The sequence below is a fragment of the Kribbella sp. VKM Ac-2571 genome (assembly GCF_004362255.1).
GTDB classification, from domain to species: domain Bacteria; phylum Actinomycetota; class Actinomycetes; order Propionibacteriales; family Kribbellaceae; genus Kribbella; species Kribbella pratensis.
Genome location: NZ_SNWS01000013.1, coordinates 39,246 through 56,971 on the forward strand (window position 1 = coordinate 39,246; position 17,726 = coordinate 56,971).

The window sequence follows — 17,726 nt, forward strand, 5'->3', positions numbered from 1 at the left end:
GCGTCGAGAAGCTCATCGCCAGCATGTAGTCGTCGACTAAATGAAGTGCCGGGCTGATGGCCCGGCTCTAGAACAGTCGTATGGCGATCGAGATCCGACCTGTGACCCAGGCCGAGGCGAAGGAGTACCTGCGGGTGCTGCCGTATGTGAACGGCTTCCCGCAGGAGGAGCCGGAGCCGTCCACGTGGTACGCCGGTAGCGCGGCCTGGCCACCACAGGTCCCGAAGACGGCAGAGGAGCTGGAGCGGGACGCCCAGGAGCTCCTGACCGACTGGTTCCGGCCCCAGGCGGCATTCGTCGACGGCAAGATCGCAGGTGGGTCGGCGATCGTCTCGGTGCAGGTCACCGTCCCCGGCGGACAACAGGTAGCCCTTGGCGGCGTGACATCAACCGCGGTGCTGCCGACGTACCGGCGGCGTGGACTGCTGCGGAAGATCATGTCGGCGATGCTGGACGACTGCCGCGAGCGTGGTGAGTTCCTTGCCGGGCTGAGCGCGAGCGAGGCGACCATTTACGGGCGGTACGGATTCTCGCCCGCGACGTTCCAGCACCGGTGGGAGGTACGGCGTACCGACGTCGCCTTCCGCTCCGAGTTCACGGATCCAGGTGCGCTCGACCTGGTGGACGGAGCAGAGGCCGCAAAGGCGTGGCCGGTACTGCACGAGCAGGTGCGCGCAGAGCGAGTCGGAGAGATCAGCCCGCTGCCGGGCAAGCGGGACGGGCTCGCAGGCGGTGGATTGCCCGCTGACGGATCCGGGCCGGCGCATCACCTCCTGCATCGCGACGCGACCGGAGCGGTGGACGGTGCCGCGATCTTCCGGTTGCCGTGGTCGCCGGACCCGGAGCAGGCCGGCGTACTGCAGGTCGAGGCAATCGAGGCCCTGACGTCGGATGCGTACCGTGCGTTGTGGGGGTTGCTGCTGGACTTCGACCTCACGAAGCGCGTTGTGGCCGCGAGGCGACCGGTCGACGAGCCGCTGCGGTGGATGCTGACCAACCCGCGAGCCCTCAAGCTCACCCGGACCCGGGACAACCTCTGGCTGCGCGTTCTCGACGTACGGCGTGCTCTCGAAGCCCGCACCTATGCCGCAACCGATTCACTCGTGCTGGACGTGTCCGACGACCTGTACGGCGCCGGTCGTTGGCGGCTCGACGCAGCACCGGACGGAGCCGTCTGCACCGCGGTCAACGCGGAGCCGGACCTCAGCCTGAGCGTGAACGAGCTGGGCTCGCTGTACCTCGGCGGGGTCCGCGCAAGCGAGCTGTCGTACGCCGGACGCATCGTAGAGCGCACACCCGGCGCAGTGTCGCGTCTGGACGCGCTGCTGCGTCCGGACCGTGCTCCGCACAACGCTGTCGGTTTCTGAGCCGCTGTGACTGTACGTGGTGTGACGCAACGGTGACGCACGCGCCCGATCCCCCAGTTGAGTGCGCAAGCTAGGGTGGTCCGCGTTGTTGACCGGAGGCAAGCGGCGCACTACAGCGCCGGGATGGTTCGAGGTGCTGGTTTCGTGCGCAAGTTGTTGAGTTTCGTCGTAGTCGCGGCGCTGGGGGCGTCCCTGGTCGCGTGTGGCGACAACGGATTCGGGGCCGGCGGTATCAAGGTGACCTCGGACTTCGGGCAGAAGCCGACCATCACCCACCGCGACGGCGACCCGGAGAAGCAGCTGGTGACCGAGGTCCTCAAGGAGGGCGACGGTCCGGAGGTGAAGAAGGGCGAGCTGCTCACCGCGAACTACCTCGGCCAGATCTGGCGCGACGGCAAGGTCTTCGACAACTCCTACGACCGCGGCGCGCCGTCGTCGTTCCCGATCGGCGTCGGCGGCGTCATCTCGGGCTGGGACGAGGGCCTGGTCGGCAAGAAGATCGGCAGCCGCGTGCTGATGTCGATCCCGTCCGACAAGGGCTACAAGTCCGAGGGCAACGAGAAGGCCGGGATCAAGGGCGACGACACCCTGATCTTCGTCGTCGACCTGGTCGCCGCGGCCGGCAACGACACCCAGCTGAACGCCGACCCGGTCACCCCGTCGGCACCGACCAAGATCAAGGTCTCCGGCCCGTTGAACGCCGCGCCGACCGTGACGGTTCCGGCCGGCACCAAGCCGCCGGCGAAGCCGGGCAAGCCGGTCGTGTTCGCGCAGGGCAAGGGCAAGCCGATCGAGAAGGGCGACCAGCTGGTCGGCCGGTTCGTCATCTACGACTACACCGGCAAGAAGCAGGCCAGCACCTGGGACGCTCAGCCCGCGACCGCACAGAGCCCGGCGCAGCCGGCCGCGCCGACCGACCAGCTGCCGACGGTCGGCGGTGCCCAGCCGGGCCCGCTGGACGGCTTCGCCGGAATCCCGGTCGGCAGCCGCGTGCTCGTCGAGCTCCCGGCCTCCAAGGACCAGGCCGGCAAGGCCGTCAACGCGTTCGCCGTGATCGACGTCCTGAATGCGTTCCCGGCCCCGAAGCAGACCGGCCAGTAGCCTGAAACCTCGAAGGACCGGCTCCCATCTCGGGAAGCCGGTCCTTCGGCGTTTCAGCGGGTACGCCGGACCGGACGGCCGCTGAACCACCGGTTGGCGTCGGTGTGGAAACTGAGGAGGATCGCCGTGATCACCGCGGTGACGTGAACACAGCGGATCGCGCCGAACGCGATGAACGACGCGGACCAGTCGAGCGCGCCGAAGTCGCCGTCGCGGAAGAACCAGCCGACCGGCCCCATCGCCAGCGAGGCGATGCCGACGGTGCCGAGCAGGCCGGTGAGCAACCAGCGGGACCAAGGGACACCGTGGCGGAAGTAGCGGTCGATGACCACGAACAGGCCGCCGTACACGATCGCGCGGAAGGCGATCTGGACGAGCAGGCCGAGGACGGAGGAGCCGTCGGCGATCGCCCCGGCAACTCCGAGCACGGACTCGGCGACACCGGCACCGACGGCTGCGAACCACAGGGTCGTCGCGCCCCGGACCGCCAGCGGCGGCTGAGGACGGGCGACGTCGTGAATCGTGAGAGTGCGGTGCTTGGTGCTGTTCATACCACCAACTGTCGCCGCGGGAGCCCGTCCGGTCAGGAGTACTGCGACCCCACTCCAGGTGGTGGTACATCCACCAGACGCGCGGCGTGCCTGCCTGCGGCGGCGGCGGCCTCGAAGTAGGCGCGGTCCTCGTCCAAGGCGCGGCCCATGGTCGACAGCTGGATGGGCGCTGCCTGTAGCGCCTCGTACAGCCCGTCGACCCCCACACGCACCACGCGGTGCCGTGCCTTCAACGGCTCGGCAGCGTCACGAACGGCGTCACCGAAGTCACCGGAAAGATCCGGTACGACGACATCGGCCGGCTGGAGCGCCACTCGGCCGTACGCGGTGAGGCTGTGGTGGGAGATGCCGCGGTGGCGTGGACGCGGGTCCGCCTCCGAGATCCGGAGCGAGGCGACGGCCCGGCCGCCCAGTGTGCCGATCGCGTTGACCGCCTCACCCGACTGCACGCCGGAGAACCCCCAGCGAGTACCTGTGCCCAGGTTGCCGGGGCCCTGAGTTATGACGACCAGCTCCGCGGCCAGGACGTGTACGGCGGTCAACAGCCCGGTATGGACAGTCACCGCCTCGCGGTCACCGCCGTACGCCTGGCCGACCGTCACGGTTCCGCTGAGCCAACCGGCCTCGCGCAGCGTCGCGACACTCCGGGAGAACGCCAGCGGCAGCGCACCGCCGTCCGTCATCACATAGACCACCCGTGTGGTCGGCCGTGCCTCGTACACACCTGCCAGCACGGCAGGGAGCGCGGAGTGCAGGTCCGCGACCACTACCGGCGTACCGAAGAGGTCGTCTGCGTCCCGCAGTACGTCGTGATCGGGGGAGTCCTGCTCGTCCGCCCCCAGCACCATCGCCTGCAGCGGCGTGTACCGCGCCTTCACCAGGTGCCCGCGCTCCGCCGGGTCCTCCGGCAACCGGTCCGGTACGGCGACCACCAGCGCGTACCCGCCTGTGCCCAGACCGCGGTCCAGCGCGCCTACGTTGAGCAGGACGCGATCACCGGCTACCGGCGTACCGACCAGGTCCGGGTAGGCCAGCGCGCGCACAGGCTGCTCGCCGACCATCACTGTCAGTTCCAGCGCACCGGCCCAGCTCCGTCCGACCTGCGCCACCACACCGTCCCGCCACCGAATCACAGGGTGACACTAGCCGGTCGAACCGGTGTTCGAAGTTCTGGTGCGGAAAGGCGGGTTTTGGACGCCCCGAGGCCGTAAGGTGGTCGGGTGTCGGCGCGGAAGAGTGAGCGACTGCTCAACGTGGTCATCTGCCTCCTGGTCGCGCGCACCTATGTGACCAAGGAGCGGATCCGCGAGGTCGTCGAGGGGTACGCGGGACAGACCGATGACGCCTTCGAGAAGATGTTCGAGCGCGACAAGGACGAGCTGCGCGACCTCGGCATCCCGATCGAGATGGGCACGATCGACAAGTTCTTCTCCGACGACGTCGGCTACCGGATCCGCCGGGACGTCTTCGAGCTGCCCGAAGTGCACCTGGAGCCGGACGAGGCCGCCGTCCTCGGCGTTGCCGCGCGGGTCTGGCAGCACGCCGGTCTGTCCGAGGCGACCACCTCGGCGGTGCTGAAGCTGAAGGCCGCCGGGATCCAGACCGACCAGTCGGCGCTGAGCGCGATCGAGCCGCACGTCGGAGCCTCGGAGCCGGCCTTCGACCCGCTGTGGGCCGCCGTCGTGGCGCGGCAGGCGGTGCGGTTCCAGCACCTGCGCAGCGGCGCGTCCGAGCCGACCACGCGGACGCTCGAGCCGTGGGGGATCGTCTCCTGGCACGGCCGCTGGTACGTGGTCGGGCGGGACCGCGATCGCGAGGCGACCCGGATGTTCCGGATGTCCCGGATCGGCGGGGACGTGAAGACAGTCGGGGAGCCGGGTGCGTTCACCGTGCCCGAGGGAACGGACCTGCGGTCGCTGGTGACCGAACTGGCTCCGCCGCGGCCGACCTCGGAGGCGAAGGTACGGGCGCGGACCGGGTCGTGCGTGAGCCTGCGCCGCCGCGCGAACGCCATCGAGCCGTACGAGGAGGGCTGGGACCTGCTGCACGTCCCGTACGCCGACTCGTCGGTGCTGGCCGAGGAGATCGCGTCGTACGGACCTGACGCGGTCGTCGAGGGACCAGGCGACGTACTGGACGGGGTGCTCTGGCGGCTGCGGACGGTGGCTGGGGCATGAGCAATGCACGTGATCAGGTGCAGCGGTTGCTTGCGCTGGTGCCGTACCTGCGGGAGAACGACGGTGCGCGCGTCGAGGACGTCGCCAAGGAGTTCGGCGTACGGCCGAAGCAGATCATCGCGGACCTGAAGGTGTTGTGGTTCTGCGGGCTGCCGGGTGCGCAGATGGGCGATCTGATCGAGATCGACATCGAGGCGGCCGAGGGCGACGGGGTCATCCACATCAACAACGCGGACTACCTCGCGCGACCGCTGCGATTGGCCGCGGCGGAGGCGCTGGCGCTGCTGACCGCGCTACGGACGCTGCGCGAGGTGACAGGCGGTCCGGACCGGGACGCCGTCGACCGCGCGATCGCGAAGCTGGAGCGGGCCGCCGGCGAGGCCGCGGCGGCGAGTGAGGGTGCGGCTGCGCACGTTCACGTCGAGCCGGCCGCACCGGAGATCGCCGAGATCGTCAACCGCGGACTGGCCACGAAGCGGCGGTTGCATCTGACGTACGACGTACCGTCACGGGACGAGACGACCGAGCGCGACGTGGACCCGATGCGGCTCGTCGTCTCGGAGGGACGCACGTACCTGGAAGCCTGGTGCCGCCTGGCCGAGGACGTCCGGCTGTTCCGCCTGGACCGGATCGCCGCGGTCAAGCTGCTCGACCTCCCGAGCGAGCCGCCGCCCGAGGCAACGCCGCGAGACCTGTCCAACGGCATGTTCCAGCCGTCGGAGCGCGACCTGCTGGCGACCCTGAGACTCGCTCCGCCGGCCCGTTGGGTCGCCGAGTACTACCCGAACGAGTCCGTCGAAGAGGGCCCCGAGAACTCCCTCATCGTCAAACTCCGCGTCGCCGACACCGCCTGGCTCCAGCGCCTGGTCCTCCGCCTCGGCGGAGCCGCCACAGTCCTGGACCCGCCAGACCTCACCACCCAAATAGCCGCCACAGCCCGAGACGCCCTCTCCGCGTACGACGACTAACACACCATCCTGCCCGCCGCGGTGGCGCACGAGGGCTGATCCCTCGACAGCAAGGTTCTCTGCTCGTATACGGGGGAGAACGCGGGGGTGGGTGTGGGTGGGTGTGGACGCGGCCTGTTGGGGGTGCGCCGGCGTGGTGGGGGCGGTGGACAGGTAATAGCAGGTGCAGCGCAGCGAGAACCTGTGCAATGGCCCTCGGGGCGGCGGAATGCGCCGGGGGTGTGGTGGGGCGGGCGGGGTGTGGTGGGGTGCGGCTGGGGTGGGGGTGGTTAGCTCTGGCTGAGTTGTTTTTCGAGGGGGGAGCGGAAGCGGGGGGTTACGCGGACTCCTGCTAGCCAGGTGGTCCAGCGGGCTGCCTCGGACTCGACCAGGGCCGTGGTGTCGGCGCCTACGTCTTCCAGTAGTTGGTAGCGGACCTCGCCGGACTCGGGTTGGCCCCAGCCGCCGATGATGCGGCCGTCGGACCAGATGCTCGGGCCGATGTTGCCGGTGGTGTCGAAGAGCTTCGACTTGTGCGGGCCGAGGAACCACTCGCGGTCCTTCCAGCCCATGGGTGTCGGGTCGAGACCGGGCAGGAACGCCACCCACGGGTCGACCGGGGCCTCCGGCGCCTCATCGCCCGGGAGCACGTATCCGACCTGACCGTCCAGCTCCACCTCGACCGCCTCGACGGCCGTCAGCGCCTTCCGCGTCTGGCCCAGGGTCCACCCCGCCCACCACTGCAGATCGGCCGCCGTACCGGGGCCGAACGACGCCAGCCAAGCCCGCGCGAGCGTCACACGCGCTTCCTCGGCAGCCGGCTTGTCGCCGAGCCCACCGGGCAGCCAGTCCGCAGCAGGCGACCACTGGTGCTGCCCGCTCAGCCACGTCCCCAGCGGGCGGCCCCGCACGATCCGTCCCTCAGCGGCCAGCTGGAACAACACCCGGCTCGTCACATAGGGCTGCGCCGCGTACGCCTTCCCGGCCGCCATGTTGAGCCGCGTCCGCAGCCGTGGCTCGTCAGCGGACAGCTCCTGTGCCGTCGCGGACCCTCGCAGTGCCAGTGCGGTCGCCGTCGACTCCTCGACCGCCGCCAGCCACCGCCCGCAGGACTCGGTGCCGTCCGCGACCCCCGACTCGGCCAGATGCTTGACGAGCAACTTCCGCTGCTTCACGGCGATGTCGTCCGTGCACGCCGCCTGGATCACAGGCGCGAACGGCGTCGGTACGACGAACACCGTGCGCCGCATGCCCAGCATCCGGATCAGCGAACGATCCGCGTAGAGCGCACGCTCCGTGCTCGCGACGTCACTCCCCGGCACCCGAGCGGCGACGCTGAGATGCACAGTGGCCGGATCGGTCGCGTGCAGCGCCACCATCGACGCCGCCGCCTCGACCGGATCGGCGGCCTGGCAGCCTGCTCCGAGCCGATGCCGCCTCCCGAGCCGCGTCCGCCGCTCCTCGACCCCGATCCGCACCATCCACGACCCCTAGCCTCGCCCCGAACCACCCGTGCACCCGCTCCGAACCCACTCCGCACCCGCCTGGACCCGCTCAGAACCCGCTCAGAACCCGCCCAGAACCCACTGCGAACCAGTTGCTGAGCCCCGTCGTACCACCCTGCGGGACACTCGGTTTTACCATCACGTTCCGACACCGTTGTCCGCCGAGACCCACCGCGGGACGTGGGCGCCGGGCCGGAACCGGCTAGGCTCCTGGGTATGTACTGGTTCCTGCTGTTCCTCGCGGTGGTGGCGGTGTGGCTTCTGGTCCTCGCCCTGCTCGCGTTGAAGTTGTGGGGCCAGGTCAAGGCACTGACGCGTGAGTTGGTCGCCGCCCAGTCCAAGCTGGAGGCCGCGCAGTCCGAGGCCGGGTCTGGACAGACTCGTGAGGACGTGCACGCTCCGGCGTAGTATTCGGCCACGAACTCAGGCTCGAGTCCCGAGTTGATGTTGGCAGTGTTTGATGGTGAAAGGGAGATCGACATGGCAGCACCGCTCATCGGTATGCCCCAAGGCGCCGAGTGGCTCGTCATCCTTGCGATCGTCGTGCTGCTGTTCGGATCGGCCAAGCTGCCTGCGCTGGTGAAGCAGCTCGGCAAGTCGAAGAAGATCTGGGAGGAAGAGGTCGGGCCGCGCAAGAAGGACGCGGAGCTGACCGAGGACGCCTCACAGCCTCCGGCGCAGCAGGCCGTGCAGCAGACGCAGGCCCAGCCGGCTCAGCAGCCGAACCAGGTGAACGGCCAGGCGCCGGGCGACGGCCTGCCGCCGACGCACACGGCCAACTGAGTCGAACGCCCCACCTGTGTCGATGGTGAAGTTCGGGCGGCGGAAGGAGAAGAAGGACCGCCACCCGAAGGACCCAGAGGGTCGGATGACCCTGCGCGAGCACATTGTCGAGCTCCGTAACCGGCTGCTCATCAGTGTGCTCGCGATCGTGGTCGGGACGGTCGTCGGCTGGATCTTCTACAACCACGCCTTCGACTTCCTGACCAAGCCGTTCGTGACCAGCGTGGCCGAGATGGCCAAGGACGCCGGTCAGACCAAGACGCCGCAGCTGACGTTCCCGGGTGTCGGCAACGCGTTGACGTTCCGGATCAAGATCTCGGCGCTGTTCGGCCTGATCCTGGCCGCACCGGTCTGGCTGTACCAGTTGTGGGCCTTCGTGGCGCCCGGACTGCACCGCAGCGAGCGCAAGTGGGCCTACATCTTCTCGGCGATCGCGACCCCGCTGTTCGCGGCCGGTATCGCGGTCTCGTACTGGACGCTGCCGAAGGGCATCGAGATCCTGCTGGGCTTCACCCCGCTCGACATCCAGAACCTGGTCGAGCTGCCCGACTACCTGGACTTCGTGCTCCGCACGATGCTGGTCTTCGGCGTCGCCTTCCTGATCCCGCTGGTGGTCGTGCTGCTGAACATGGTCGGCGTGGTGCCGGCCTCCGCGCTCGGCAAGTTCCGGCCGTACATCATCCTGGTGATCTTCGTGTTCGCCGCCGTCGCGACGCCGTCCGGCGACCCGTTCACGATGTGCCTGCTGGCGATCCCGATGTGCGTGCTGTTCTTCGTCGCCGAGATCATCTCGCGGTTCAACGACCGACGCCGGGCCCGCCGTACCGACGAACTCCTGGCCGACTGATGAGCCGGACAGTCGCGCTGGTGGTGAACCCCACCAGCGGTCGCGGACGTGGTGCGCGGATCGCGCCGGCGGTTCGTGAGCGGCTCGCGGCCGCCGGTCTGATCGTCGACGTGCACACCACCACCTGTGCCGAGGACGTCGGGAGGATCGCCGCCGAGGTGGTCGCCTCCGGGGCGGACGCGGTCGCTCTGATCGGCGGCGACGGCACGATCCATCTCGGCGCCCAGGTGCTGGCGAACTCCGGGATGCCGTTCGGTGTGATCCCGGCCGGCACCGGTAACGACTTCGCCCGCGGTCTCGGCGTACCGCTGACGGATCCGGCCGCGGCGGCCGACCTCGTGGTGGCGGGCCGGACCCGGGCGATCGACCTCGCGGTCGCCAAGGACGAGTTCATCACCACGGTCGTGGCGGGCGGGTTCGACTCTCTCGTCAACAAGCGCGCCAACGCGATGAGCTGGCCGAAGGGCAACGCGCGCTACACGGTCGCGACCTTCGCCGAGCTGCGCACCTTCAAACCCCTCGAGTACGTCGTGACCGTCGACGGCGAGGTGATCGAGACCAAGGCCATGCTGGTCGCGGTCGGCACCGGACCGACGTACGGCGGGGGCCTGCAGATCTGCGCCGGCGCCGAGCTCGACGACGGTCAGCTCGACGTCACGATCATCCAGCCGGTGTCCCGGCTGACGCTGCTGCAGATGTTCCCGAAGCTCTCCAAGGGCACCCACGTCGGCCATCCGGCGGTGCGGACGCTCCGGGGCAGCTCGGTCCGGATCGAGTCGCCGGGCATCACGGCGTACGGCGACGGTGAGGTGCTCGGTCCGCTGCCGGTCGACATCGGGATCGCCCCGGGCGCGCTGACCGTCTTCGCCTGAGACACAACTGACATGAACTGAGCTGTTCTCACGACTGTCCTCCGTCTGATAGGAAAGCTTCCTAACAGTTCATTCCTCGGACGCCCCTCGGAGGACCTCATGGAGTACCGCCCCACCCGCCGGACCACCCTGCTGCTCGGCCTGTCGCTCGCTGCCGTGCCGGCCACCGGACTCGCCGTCTCCCGCTACGCGCCGCACGCCGACGCCGCTGTGCACCCCACCATGCAGGCGACCGGCCTCGACGACCCGGCGAAGAAGGAGATCGCGATGCAGATCGTCTGCAGCGCGGAGAACTCGTCGCTGGACTGGAAGGCGCAGTACAAGTACATCGAGGACATCGACGACGGCCGCGGGTACACCGCGGGCATCATCGGGTTCTGCTCCGGGACCCACGACATGCTCGAGCTGGTCGAGCTGTATGCCGACCGGAAGCCGAACAACGTGCTGCAGAAGTACCTACCGGCACTGCGCAAGGTGGACGGCAGCGACTCGCACGCGGGTCTCGATCCGAACTACCCGAGGGACTGGCGTACCGCGGCCAAGGACTCGGTGTTCCAGCAGTGCCAGAACGACGAGCGCGACCGGGTGTACTTCAACCCTGCGGTGAGCCGTGGGAAGTCCGACGGGCTGCGGACCCTCGGGCAGTTCTGCTACTACGACGCGATCGTCATGCACGGCGACGGTGACGACGCGACCAGCTTCGGCGGCATCCGCAAGCGCGCGCTCGCCAAGGCGAAGCCGCCGGCGCAGGGCGGCAACGAGACGACGTACCTGAACGCGTTCCTGGACGCGCGGGTCTGGGCGATGAAGCAGGAGGAGGCGCACAGCGACACCAGCCGGGTCGACACCGCGCAGCGGGTCTTCCTCCGCAACGGCAACTTCAACCTGGACACCCCGCTGGACTGGAAGGTGTACGGCGACCCGTACCACATCGGCTAGCCCCCGAAGCGCGCAGCCGGACTCTCTTTGGACCACCAGGGAAGGGAGTCCGGCTGCGTCATGTCCGGACTCCCGCCACTCACCAACCTGCCCGGCGGGCCGACCGGCGGCCTGCGCTGAGCGTCGGCGCGGTCAGCTGCCGGTGTTTGATGAGTGGTGGCGGTCCGTGCGGTGGTCGAGCTCCGCGCGCCGGCGCAGCAGCGTCAGGCTGGTGGCGAGCTGTTCGAGGACCGGTGCGGGCAGGATCGAGCCGACCCAGTTCTGCAGTTCGGCTTCGACGGTCGGGGTGGCAGCCGCGAGGACGTCGGCGCCCGCGGGCGTCAGCTCGACCAGCGAGGAACGGCGGTCGGAGGGATTCGCCGTACGCCGGATGCGCCCGGCGGCCTCGAGCCGGTCGACGGCCTTGCTGGTGGCGCCGACCGTGATCGCCATCTCCCGCGCCAGGTCGTAGACCCGCGTCGTCCCGTGCGCCGCGACGAACCGCAGGAACTCGAACTGACCGAGCGGGAGGTCGTGCTCAGCCTTCAGCCGGGCGCCGATCACGTTGTAGAGCCGTGTTTCCAACCGGACCAGGTCCGTGAACAATGCTGTGAGATCAGTCACGGGAATTAGATTCCTCGGAATGTAGTTGTAGAGAACTATATTCCTCGGAATCTATCATCAGGAGACGGCGATGAGCGCTGAAGATCGCGGAGCAGCACGCAGCATGATGGAGAAGGGCAAGCTCGGCCGGCCGCCGGAGGAGCAGCGCGCAGAGTTCGACGCGCGGTTCGCGAACCTCCCGCTCGGCGACGACGTCACGCTCGTCGAGCGCACGCTGGGCGGCGTGCCGGCGCTCGATGTGCGCGTCGCGGGGGCGGACCAGGACGGGATCATCCTCTACCTGCACGGTGGCGGGTACGTCATCGGTTCGGCCCGGACCGGCGCGAACCTGGCCGCGCCGTTGTCCCGCCGCAGTGGCGTTCCGGCGGTCTCGCTCGAGTACCGCCTGGCGCCTGAGCATCCGTTCCCGGCCGGGGTCCACGACGCGCTGGCGGCGTACCGCGAGCTGGTCGAGGGTGGTCAGAACGTCGTGATAGCTGGTGATTCGGCCGGTGGCGGTCTCGCGCTGGCGGTGCTGCTCGCGGCCCGCGCGGAGGGGTTGCCGCAGCCTGCGGGGACCGTGCTGTTCTCGCCGTGGGCCGATGCGACGCTGACCGGGCCGAGCATCGACTCACGGGGTGACTACGATCCGCTGTTCAGTCGCGCCAACATGGTCGAGACCGCTGAGCTCTACCTGGGCGGCGCGAACCCGCACAACGAGTTGGCCAGTCCGGTGTTCGCGGACCTGAAGGGTCTCTCGCCGCTGCTCGTGCAGGTCGGTTCGGCGGAGGTCCTCCTGGACGACGCGCTCCGCCTCGTCGCGCACGCCGCTGAGCAGGAGGTGGACGTCAGCCTCGACGTGGTCGCCGGCGCGCCGCACGTGTACCAGTACTTCGCCGGCCTGATGCCGGAGGCCGACGAGGCGCTCGACCACGCCGCGACGTTCATCAAGAACCGGCTCCGCGACAAATCTGTAGGAGGAGTCGCATAGATTGGGCACGTGAGCGAGCGGAGCGAGGGAACCAATAAACACAGCGAGCCTTGCTCATGCGCGCCCGCAGCGAAGCGAGGACGCGCATGAGCACTCCGTCCGAGAAGTACGCGACGTTCCGCTCGGACCAGGAGCATCCCGCCGTGAAGGACTTCCGGGCGCTCTACGACTTCGAGCTGGACGAGTTCCAGCTGCGCGCCTGCGCCGCCCTCGAGGACGGTCACCAGGTTCTGGTCGCGGCGCCCACCGGCTCCGGCAAGACGCTGGTCGGCGAGTTCGCCGTCCACCTGGCGCTGGAGCGCGGCCAGAAGTGCTTCTACACCACCCCGATCAAGGCCCTGAGCAACCAGAAGTACGGCGACCTGGTGAGCAGGTACGGCGCGGACAAGGTCGGCCTGCTCACCGGTGACAACTCGGTCAACTCCGAGGCCCCGATCGTCGTCATGACGACCGAGGTCCTCCGGAACATGCTGTATGCCGGATCGCAGACTCTGCTCGGTCTGTCGTACGTCGTGATGGACGAGGTGCACTACCTGGCCGACCGGGCCCGTGGCGCGGTGTGGGAAGAGGTGCTGATCCACCTGCCGGACTCGGTGTCGGTGGTCTCGCTGTCCGCGACCGTGAGTAACGCGGAGGAGTTCGGCGACTGGCTCGAGACCGTCCGCGGCAACACCGTCGTCGTGCTCGAGGAGAAGCGGCCGGTGCCGCTGTTCCAGCATGTGATGGTGGGTAAGCGGCTGCATGACCTGTTCGCCGGTGAAGCGCCGACCGCGAGGGTCGGCGCTCCCGCGAAGGCGTCCAGGTCGGGGAACCCGGCGAAGGAGGTCAAGGCCGACCTCAGGGATCTGGTGAACCCGCAGCTGGTCCGGATCGCGCGGGACGACAACCGGATCTTCCGCGACGACTCACGCAAACCGCGCCGGCGTCGCGATCTGCCGAAGGGGCGGCCGACGCGGACCCACTTCACGCCGTACCGCTCGGATGTGGTGGAGGAGCTGGACGCCGGCGCGTTGCTACCCGCGATCTTCTTCATCTTCTCCCGCAAGGGTTGTGAGGACGCGGTCGTGCAGTGCCTGCGGTCCGGCCTGCGGCTGACCAAGCCGTCGGAGCGCGACGAGATCAAGCGGGTGGTGGCCGAGCGTACGGCGGACCTTCCGGACGAAGACCTCGGCGTGCTCGGGTATCACGACTTCGCCGAGGCGCTCAGCCGGGGCATCGCCGCGCACCACGCGGGCATGCTGGCGGCGTTCAAGGAGGTCGTCGAGGAGCTGTTCGCGCGCGGCCTGATCAAGGTCGTGTTCGCCACCGAGACGCTTGCCCTGGGCATCAACATGCCGGCGCGCACCGTCGTGCTCGAGAAGCTGTCGAAGTGGAACGGTGAGGCGCACGTCGACATCACGCCGGGCGAGTACACGCAGCTCACCGGGCGCGCCGGTCGGCGCGGGATCGACGTCGAGGGGCATGCGGTCGTGCTCTGGCAGCCGGGGTTCGATCCTCGGGAGGTCGCCGGTCTCGCGAGCACCCGGACGTATCCGCTCCGGTCGTCGTTCTCCCCGTCGTACAACATGGCCGTCAACCTGGTGCGTCAGGTCGGGCGGATGCGGGCCCGGGACATGCTCGAGTTGTCGTTCGCGCAGTTCCAGTCCGACCAGGCCGTGGTCGGTCTGGCGCGGCAGGTGCAGCGCAACACCGAGGCGCTGGAGGGGTACCAGGAGTCGATCGAGTGCCACCTCGGCGACTTCCTGGAGTACGCCGCTCTGCGCCGGCGGATCGGTGATCGCGAGGCGTCCGGCTCGAAGCGGCGCAAGCTCGACCGCCGGGTCGAGGCGCAGGAGTCGATCGAGAAGCTGAAGACCGGTGACATCATCCGGATCCCGGCCGGCCGGAGCGCGGGCTGGGCGCTGGTGCTCGACCCGGGCATGCGGTCGGAACGGGAAGGCCCGCGGCCGACCGTGCTGACGCTGGACCGGCAGGTGCGGAAGCTGTCGATGGTCGACTTCCCGGCGCCGGTCGAGGCGATCGGTTCGTTGCGGATCCCGCGCAAGTTCAACCCGCGCAACCCGCAGCAGCGCCGCGAGCTGGCCCAGGTGCTGCGGACGCGGACCGACCTGCTCGGTGAGGACGGTCCGCCGTCGTCACGGTCCCGCGGCAAGGATGCCGTCAGCCACGCGGACGACCCGGAGTTGCAGGAGATGCGGGCGGAGCTGCGCGCGCACCCGTGCCATGGTTGCTCGGACCGTGAGGACCACGCTCGCTGGGCGGAGCGGTACTTCCGGCTCGACCGGGAGAACCGTGACGTGCAGCGGAAGATCGAGCAGCGGACGAATACGATCGCCCGCCAGTTCGACCGGGTCTGCCAGGTGCTGGACGCGCTGCACTACCTCGACGGCGACAAGACGACCGAGGCCGGCGACCGGCTGGCGCGGATCTACACGGAGCTCGACCTGGTCGCGGCTGAGTGCCTGCGGCAAGGAGTTTTCGACGACCTCACGGTGCCGGAGCTGGCCGCGTGTCTGGCTGCGTTGGTCTACGAGTCGCGGTCGAAGGACGACCCGACATCACCGCGGTTGCCGCGTGGTGACGTACGGGAAGCGATCGAGCGGATGGGTTCGATCTGGCGGGATCTGTCCGCGCTGGAGCGGGACATGCGGGTGGACTTCCTGCGGTCGATGGACCTGAACTTCTGCTGGCCCGCGTTCCGCTGGGCGTCGGGCGCGTCGCTGGCCGAGGTCCTGTACGAGTCCGACCTGGCAGCCGGCGACTTCGTCCGCTGGGTCAAGCAGCTCATCGACCTCACCGAACAAATCGCAGACGCCGCCGGCGACACCCCACTCCGCAAAACGGCCCGCTCCGTCGTGGACCAGATCCGCCGCGGCGTAATCTCCTACGCCTCGATGGTCGAGTAGACCTCTTCGGGTGGAAGACTTCCTTCTGCGCAGTACGCGGTTGTTGTAAACCCCTGCCTTGAAGGAGAAGACGTTCGTGGAGTTGTCGCGCCGGAGTCTTGGGAAGTTGGCTGTTGCGACTGGGGCTACCGCTGTGGTGGGGACTGGTGGCGGCTATCTGATCGGGCGGCCTGCTGATGCTGCTGCGACCTGGAAGGTGACCGGGACCGCGGTGCCGGCGCTGGCCGGGTTCGACAGCCAGATGAAGGCGTTCATGCAGGCGCGCGGCGTCACGGCGGGGCAGGTTGCCGTGACGTACAGGGGGCGCCTGGTGCTTGCCCGCGGCTACAGTACGTCGACCGCGCTGACCGTACAGCCGACGTCGTTGTTCCGGATCGCGAGCCTGTCCAAGTCGTTCACCGCGGCCGCGATCGTGAAGCTCGTGCAGGACGGCAAGCTCAGCCTGTCCACGCCGGTCGCGAACATCCTCGACATCACGCCGGCGAGCGGGCTGACCCGGGACTCGCGCTGGTCGACGATCACGTTGTGGAAGCTGCTGCAGCACCTCGGCGGATGGGACCGGGACGTGTCCGGTGACCCGAACTTCAAGGACGCGGTCATCTCGCGCACTCTCGGCGTACCGCTGGAGCTGCAGCACGCAGACGTGATCAAGTACATGGCCGGGCAGAAGCTCGACTTCACCCCGGGCACGAAGTACGCGTACTCGAACTTCGGGTACCTGCTGGCCGGCCGGGTGATCGAGAAGGTCAGCGGCCTGAGCTACGAGAGCTATGTGAAGCAGAAGCTCCTGGCCCCGTTGAAGATCAAGCGGATGTCGCTCGGCTACTCGGTTGCGAAGCACAGCGGCGAGACGTCGTACGAGTCGCAGTACTCCGGACCGACCGTGCTCGACATGACCGGCAAGACCGTGGCCGCGCCGTACGGCTCGTTCAGCATGCGGATCCAGGACGCGAACGGGGGCTGGATCGCGAGCGCGCCGGATCTGGTGCGCTGGGCAAGGATGTTCGACGCGCCGTCGAGCGTGCTGAACAGCACGTCACTCGGCCGCGTGTGGGCGAAGCCGTCCACCGGTGTGAACGCCGACGGCTGGTACTACGGTCTCGGCTGGCAGATCCGCCCGGTCACAGGCGGCACCGGTCGCAACACGTGGCACACCGGCAGCATGCCCGGCACGTACACGCTGCTCGTCCGTACGTCCGGCGGGCTGAGCTGGGCGGCGCTCTTCAACCGCCGCGACGACGCCAGCGGCAAGTCGTACGGCGACATCGACGCGGCCATGTGGACCGCAGCCAACGGCGTGAAGTCCTGGCCCACCCACGACCTCTTCCCCCAGTACTTCAGCTGACAGCAACCTCCCCGCAGCCCGCTGGCCAGCCCCGCCCCGGGTATTGGGCACGGCCGGGCGTGCATTTTGGACAGGACATGTCGGTCGGCGGGGTAGTGCACCTGAGCGTGATGTGCTCGTGTGTACGGTGTCTCGCTGGTGCTCTACCTGTCGAGCTTGCACACCATCGCCCGACTCGGCGCGCCTCATGGGATCGAGTCGACGGTCGCGGTGGGTGGGGACAGGCACTGGTGACTGGCGACAGGCAATTTCAGGTCCCGACCCACCAGATCCTGTCTCACGGTCCCGGAGTTCGCGGGGCCCGCGGAGTGTCAGAACATCAGCGCGCGGAAGTGAGGCGTGCTGATGTGGGTTTCGCCGGCCATGTCGGTGAGTACGTCGCGCAGGGTGTCGACTGCTTCGTCGCCGAGGCGCTTGCGGAGTCTGCGCTCGTAGGTCTGGTGGAACCGCCGGGCCGCGGCGAGGGCTCCGTTGCCGCGCTCGGTGAGGTGCAGCAGGCGGGCGCGCGCGTCGGTCGGGTCGGGGCGGCGTTCGACGTACCCGCGGCGCTCCATGTCGTCGACGATCTGGCTGGCGCCCTGCTTGGTGACGTCGAGCCGCTCGGCCAGGCCGGTGATCGTGGTCGGGCCGTCGTGCAACGTCCGGAAGACGAAGCCGTCCGACCGGCCTTGGTCGTCGTACCCCTGGGCGGCGACGTACTCGCGGAGTTCGCGGACGAACTCCTGCTCCGCGAGTAGCAGGAGGATTCCGATATCAGGCTTGCCCGAACGCGTCATACCGGTCATGATAGTCAAGCTGACTTGGTCAAGTCAG

At 68.8% G+C, this 17,726-nt stretch carries 17 protein-coding genes; 12 read left to right on the forward strand and 5 right to left on the reverse strand.

What is annotated here, in order from left to right:
- Nucleotides 1-80: 80 nt before the first annotated feature.
- Together EV651_RS26555 and EV651_RS26560 are read left to right on the forward strand one after the other, a co-directional pair.
- Nucleotides 81-1,367, forward strand: a complete 1,287-nt coding sequence (locus tag EV651_RS26555) for a GNAT family N-acetyltransferase (RefSeq protein ID WP_133787973.1) — start codon at nt 81-83, stop codon at nt 1,365-1,367.
- 144 nt (nt 1,368-1,511) lie between these two features.
- Nucleotides 1,512-2,468: an FKBP-type peptidyl-prolyl cis-trans isomerase gene (locus EV651_RS26560; protein WP_133787974.1), complete on the forward strand. Its 957-nt coding sequence runs from the start codon at nt 1,512-1,514 to the stop codon at nt 2,466-2,468.
- Between the two features lie 53 nt (nt 2,469-2,521).
- On the opposite strand, the gene EV651_RS26565 is transcribed toward EV651_RS26560, so the two are convergent.
- Entirely contained in the window at nt 2,522-3,019 is a 498-nt protein-coding gene (locus EV651_RS26565; protein ID WP_133787975.1) for a hypothetical protein, read from the reverse strand.
- 32 nt (nt 3,020-3,051) lie between these two features.
- Complete coding sequence (locus EV651_RS26570; protein ID WP_133787976.1) at nt 3,052-4,152, reverse strand: DUF3866 family protein; 1,101 nt, start codon at nt 4,150-4,152, stop codon at nt 3,052-3,054.
- A gap of 87 nt (nt 4,153-4,239) precedes the next feature.
- Here EV651_RS26570 and EV651_RS26575 point away from each other — a divergent pair, with 87 nt between their 5' ends.
- Entirely contained in the window at nt 4,240-5,196 is a 957-nt protein-coding gene (locus tag EV651_RS26575) for a YafY family protein (protein ID WP_133787977.1), read from the forward strand.
- Nucleotides 5,193-6,164 carry a YafY family protein gene (locus tag EV651_RS26580; RefSeq protein ID WP_133787978.1) on the forward strand — a complete coding sequence of 324 codons (972 nt, stop codon included), beginning with the start codon at nt 5,193-5,195 and terminating at the stop codon, nt 6,162-6,164. Before EV651_RS26575 ends, EV651_RS26580 begins: the two co-directional genes overlap by 4 nt.
- A 269-nt stretch (nt 6,165-6,433) precedes the next feature.
- Here the strand turns inward: EV651_RS26580 and EV651_RS26585 are convergent, their stop codons facing one another.
- Nucleotides 6,434-7,624, reverse strand: a complete 1,191-nt coding sequence (locus EV651_RS26585) for a winged helix DNA-binding domain-containing protein (RefSeq protein ID WP_133787979.1) — start codon at nt 7,622-7,624, stop codon at nt 6,434-6,436.
- 240 nt (nt 7,625-7,864) lie between these two features.
- Between EV651_RS26585 and EV651_RS26590 the strand changes: the two genes are divergently transcribed.
- The 5 genes from EV651_RS26590 (at nt 7,865) to EV651_RS26610 (ending at nt 11,089) form a co-directional block, all read left to right on the forward strand.
- Entirely contained in the window at nt 7,865-8,056 is a 192-nt protein-coding gene (locus tag EV651_RS26590; protein WP_133787980.1) for a hypothetical protein, read from the forward strand.
- A 72-nt stretch (nt 8,057-8,128) separates the two neighbouring features.
- A complete protein-coding gene (locus tag EV651_RS26595) occupies nt 8,129-8,431 on the forward strand; it encodes a twin-arginine translocase TatA/TatE family subunit (protein ID WP_133787981.1) in 303 nt (100 codons plus the stop codon).
- A gap of 22 nt (nt 8,432-8,453) precedes the next feature.
- The gene (gene tatC, locus EV651_RS26600) at nt 8,454-9,278 is read left to right on the forward strand and encodes a twin-arginine translocase subunit TatC (protein WP_238157209.1); all 825 of its coding nucleotides are present in this window, start codon (nt 8,454-8,456) and stop codon (nt 9,276-9,278) included.
- Nucleotides 9,278-10,150, forward strand: a complete 873-nt coding sequence (locus EV651_RS26605; protein WP_133787982.1) for a diacylglycerol kinase family protein — start codon at nt 9,278-9,280, stop codon at nt 10,148-10,150. Before tatC ends, EV651_RS26605 begins: the two co-directional genes overlap by 1 nt.
- 99 nt (nt 10,151-10,249) lie before the next feature.
- A complete protein-coding gene (locus EV651_RS26610) occupies nt 10,250-11,089 on the forward strand; it encodes a chitosanase (RefSeq protein ID WP_133787983.1) in 840 nt (279 codons plus the stop codon).
- Between the two features lie 132 nt (nt 11,090-11,221).
- Here EV651_RS26610 and EV651_RS26615 read toward each other — a convergent pair whose 3' ends face one another.
- The gene (locus EV651_RS26615; RefSeq protein WP_133787984.1) at nt 11,222-11,692 is read right to left on the reverse strand and encodes a MarR family winged helix-turn-helix transcriptional regulator; all 471 of its coding nucleotides are present in this window, start codon (nt 11,690-11,692) and stop codon (nt 11,222-11,224) included.
- 70 nt (nt 11,693-11,762) lie between these two features.
- Between EV651_RS26615 and EV651_RS26620 the strand changes: the two genes are divergently transcribed.
- The 3 genes from EV651_RS26620 to EV651_RS26630 all read left to right on the forward strand — a co-directional run bounded on the left by EV651_RS26620 (nt 11,763) and on the right by EV651_RS26630 (nt 16,913).
- A complete protein-coding gene (locus tag EV651_RS26620; protein ID WP_133787985.1) occupies nt 11,763-12,662 on the forward strand; it encodes an alpha/beta hydrolase in 900 nt (299 codons plus the stop codon).
- A gap of 86 nt (nt 12,663-12,748) precedes the next feature.
- On the forward strand, nt 12,749-15,568 hold the full coding sequence (locus tag EV651_RS26625; protein ID WP_133787986.1) for an RNA helicase: 2,820 nt from the start codon (nt 12,749-12,751) through the stop codon (nt 15,566-15,568).
- 106 nt (nt 15,569-15,674) lie between these two features.
- Complete coding sequence (locus EV651_RS26630; RefSeq protein WP_238157210.1) at nt 15,675-16,913, forward strand: serine hydrolase; 1,239 nt, start codon at nt 15,675-15,677, stop codon at nt 16,911-16,913.
- Between the two features lie 311 nt (nt 16,914-17,224).
- Here EV651_RS26630 and EV651_RS26635 read toward each other — a convergent pair whose 3' ends face one another.
- Complete coding sequence (locus EV651_RS26635; RefSeq protein WP_133787987.1) at nt 17,225-17,689, reverse strand: MarR family winged helix-turn-helix transcriptional regulator; 465 nt, start codon at nt 17,687-17,689, stop codon at nt 17,225-17,227.
- Nucleotides 17,690-17,726: the final 37 nt, after the last annotated feature.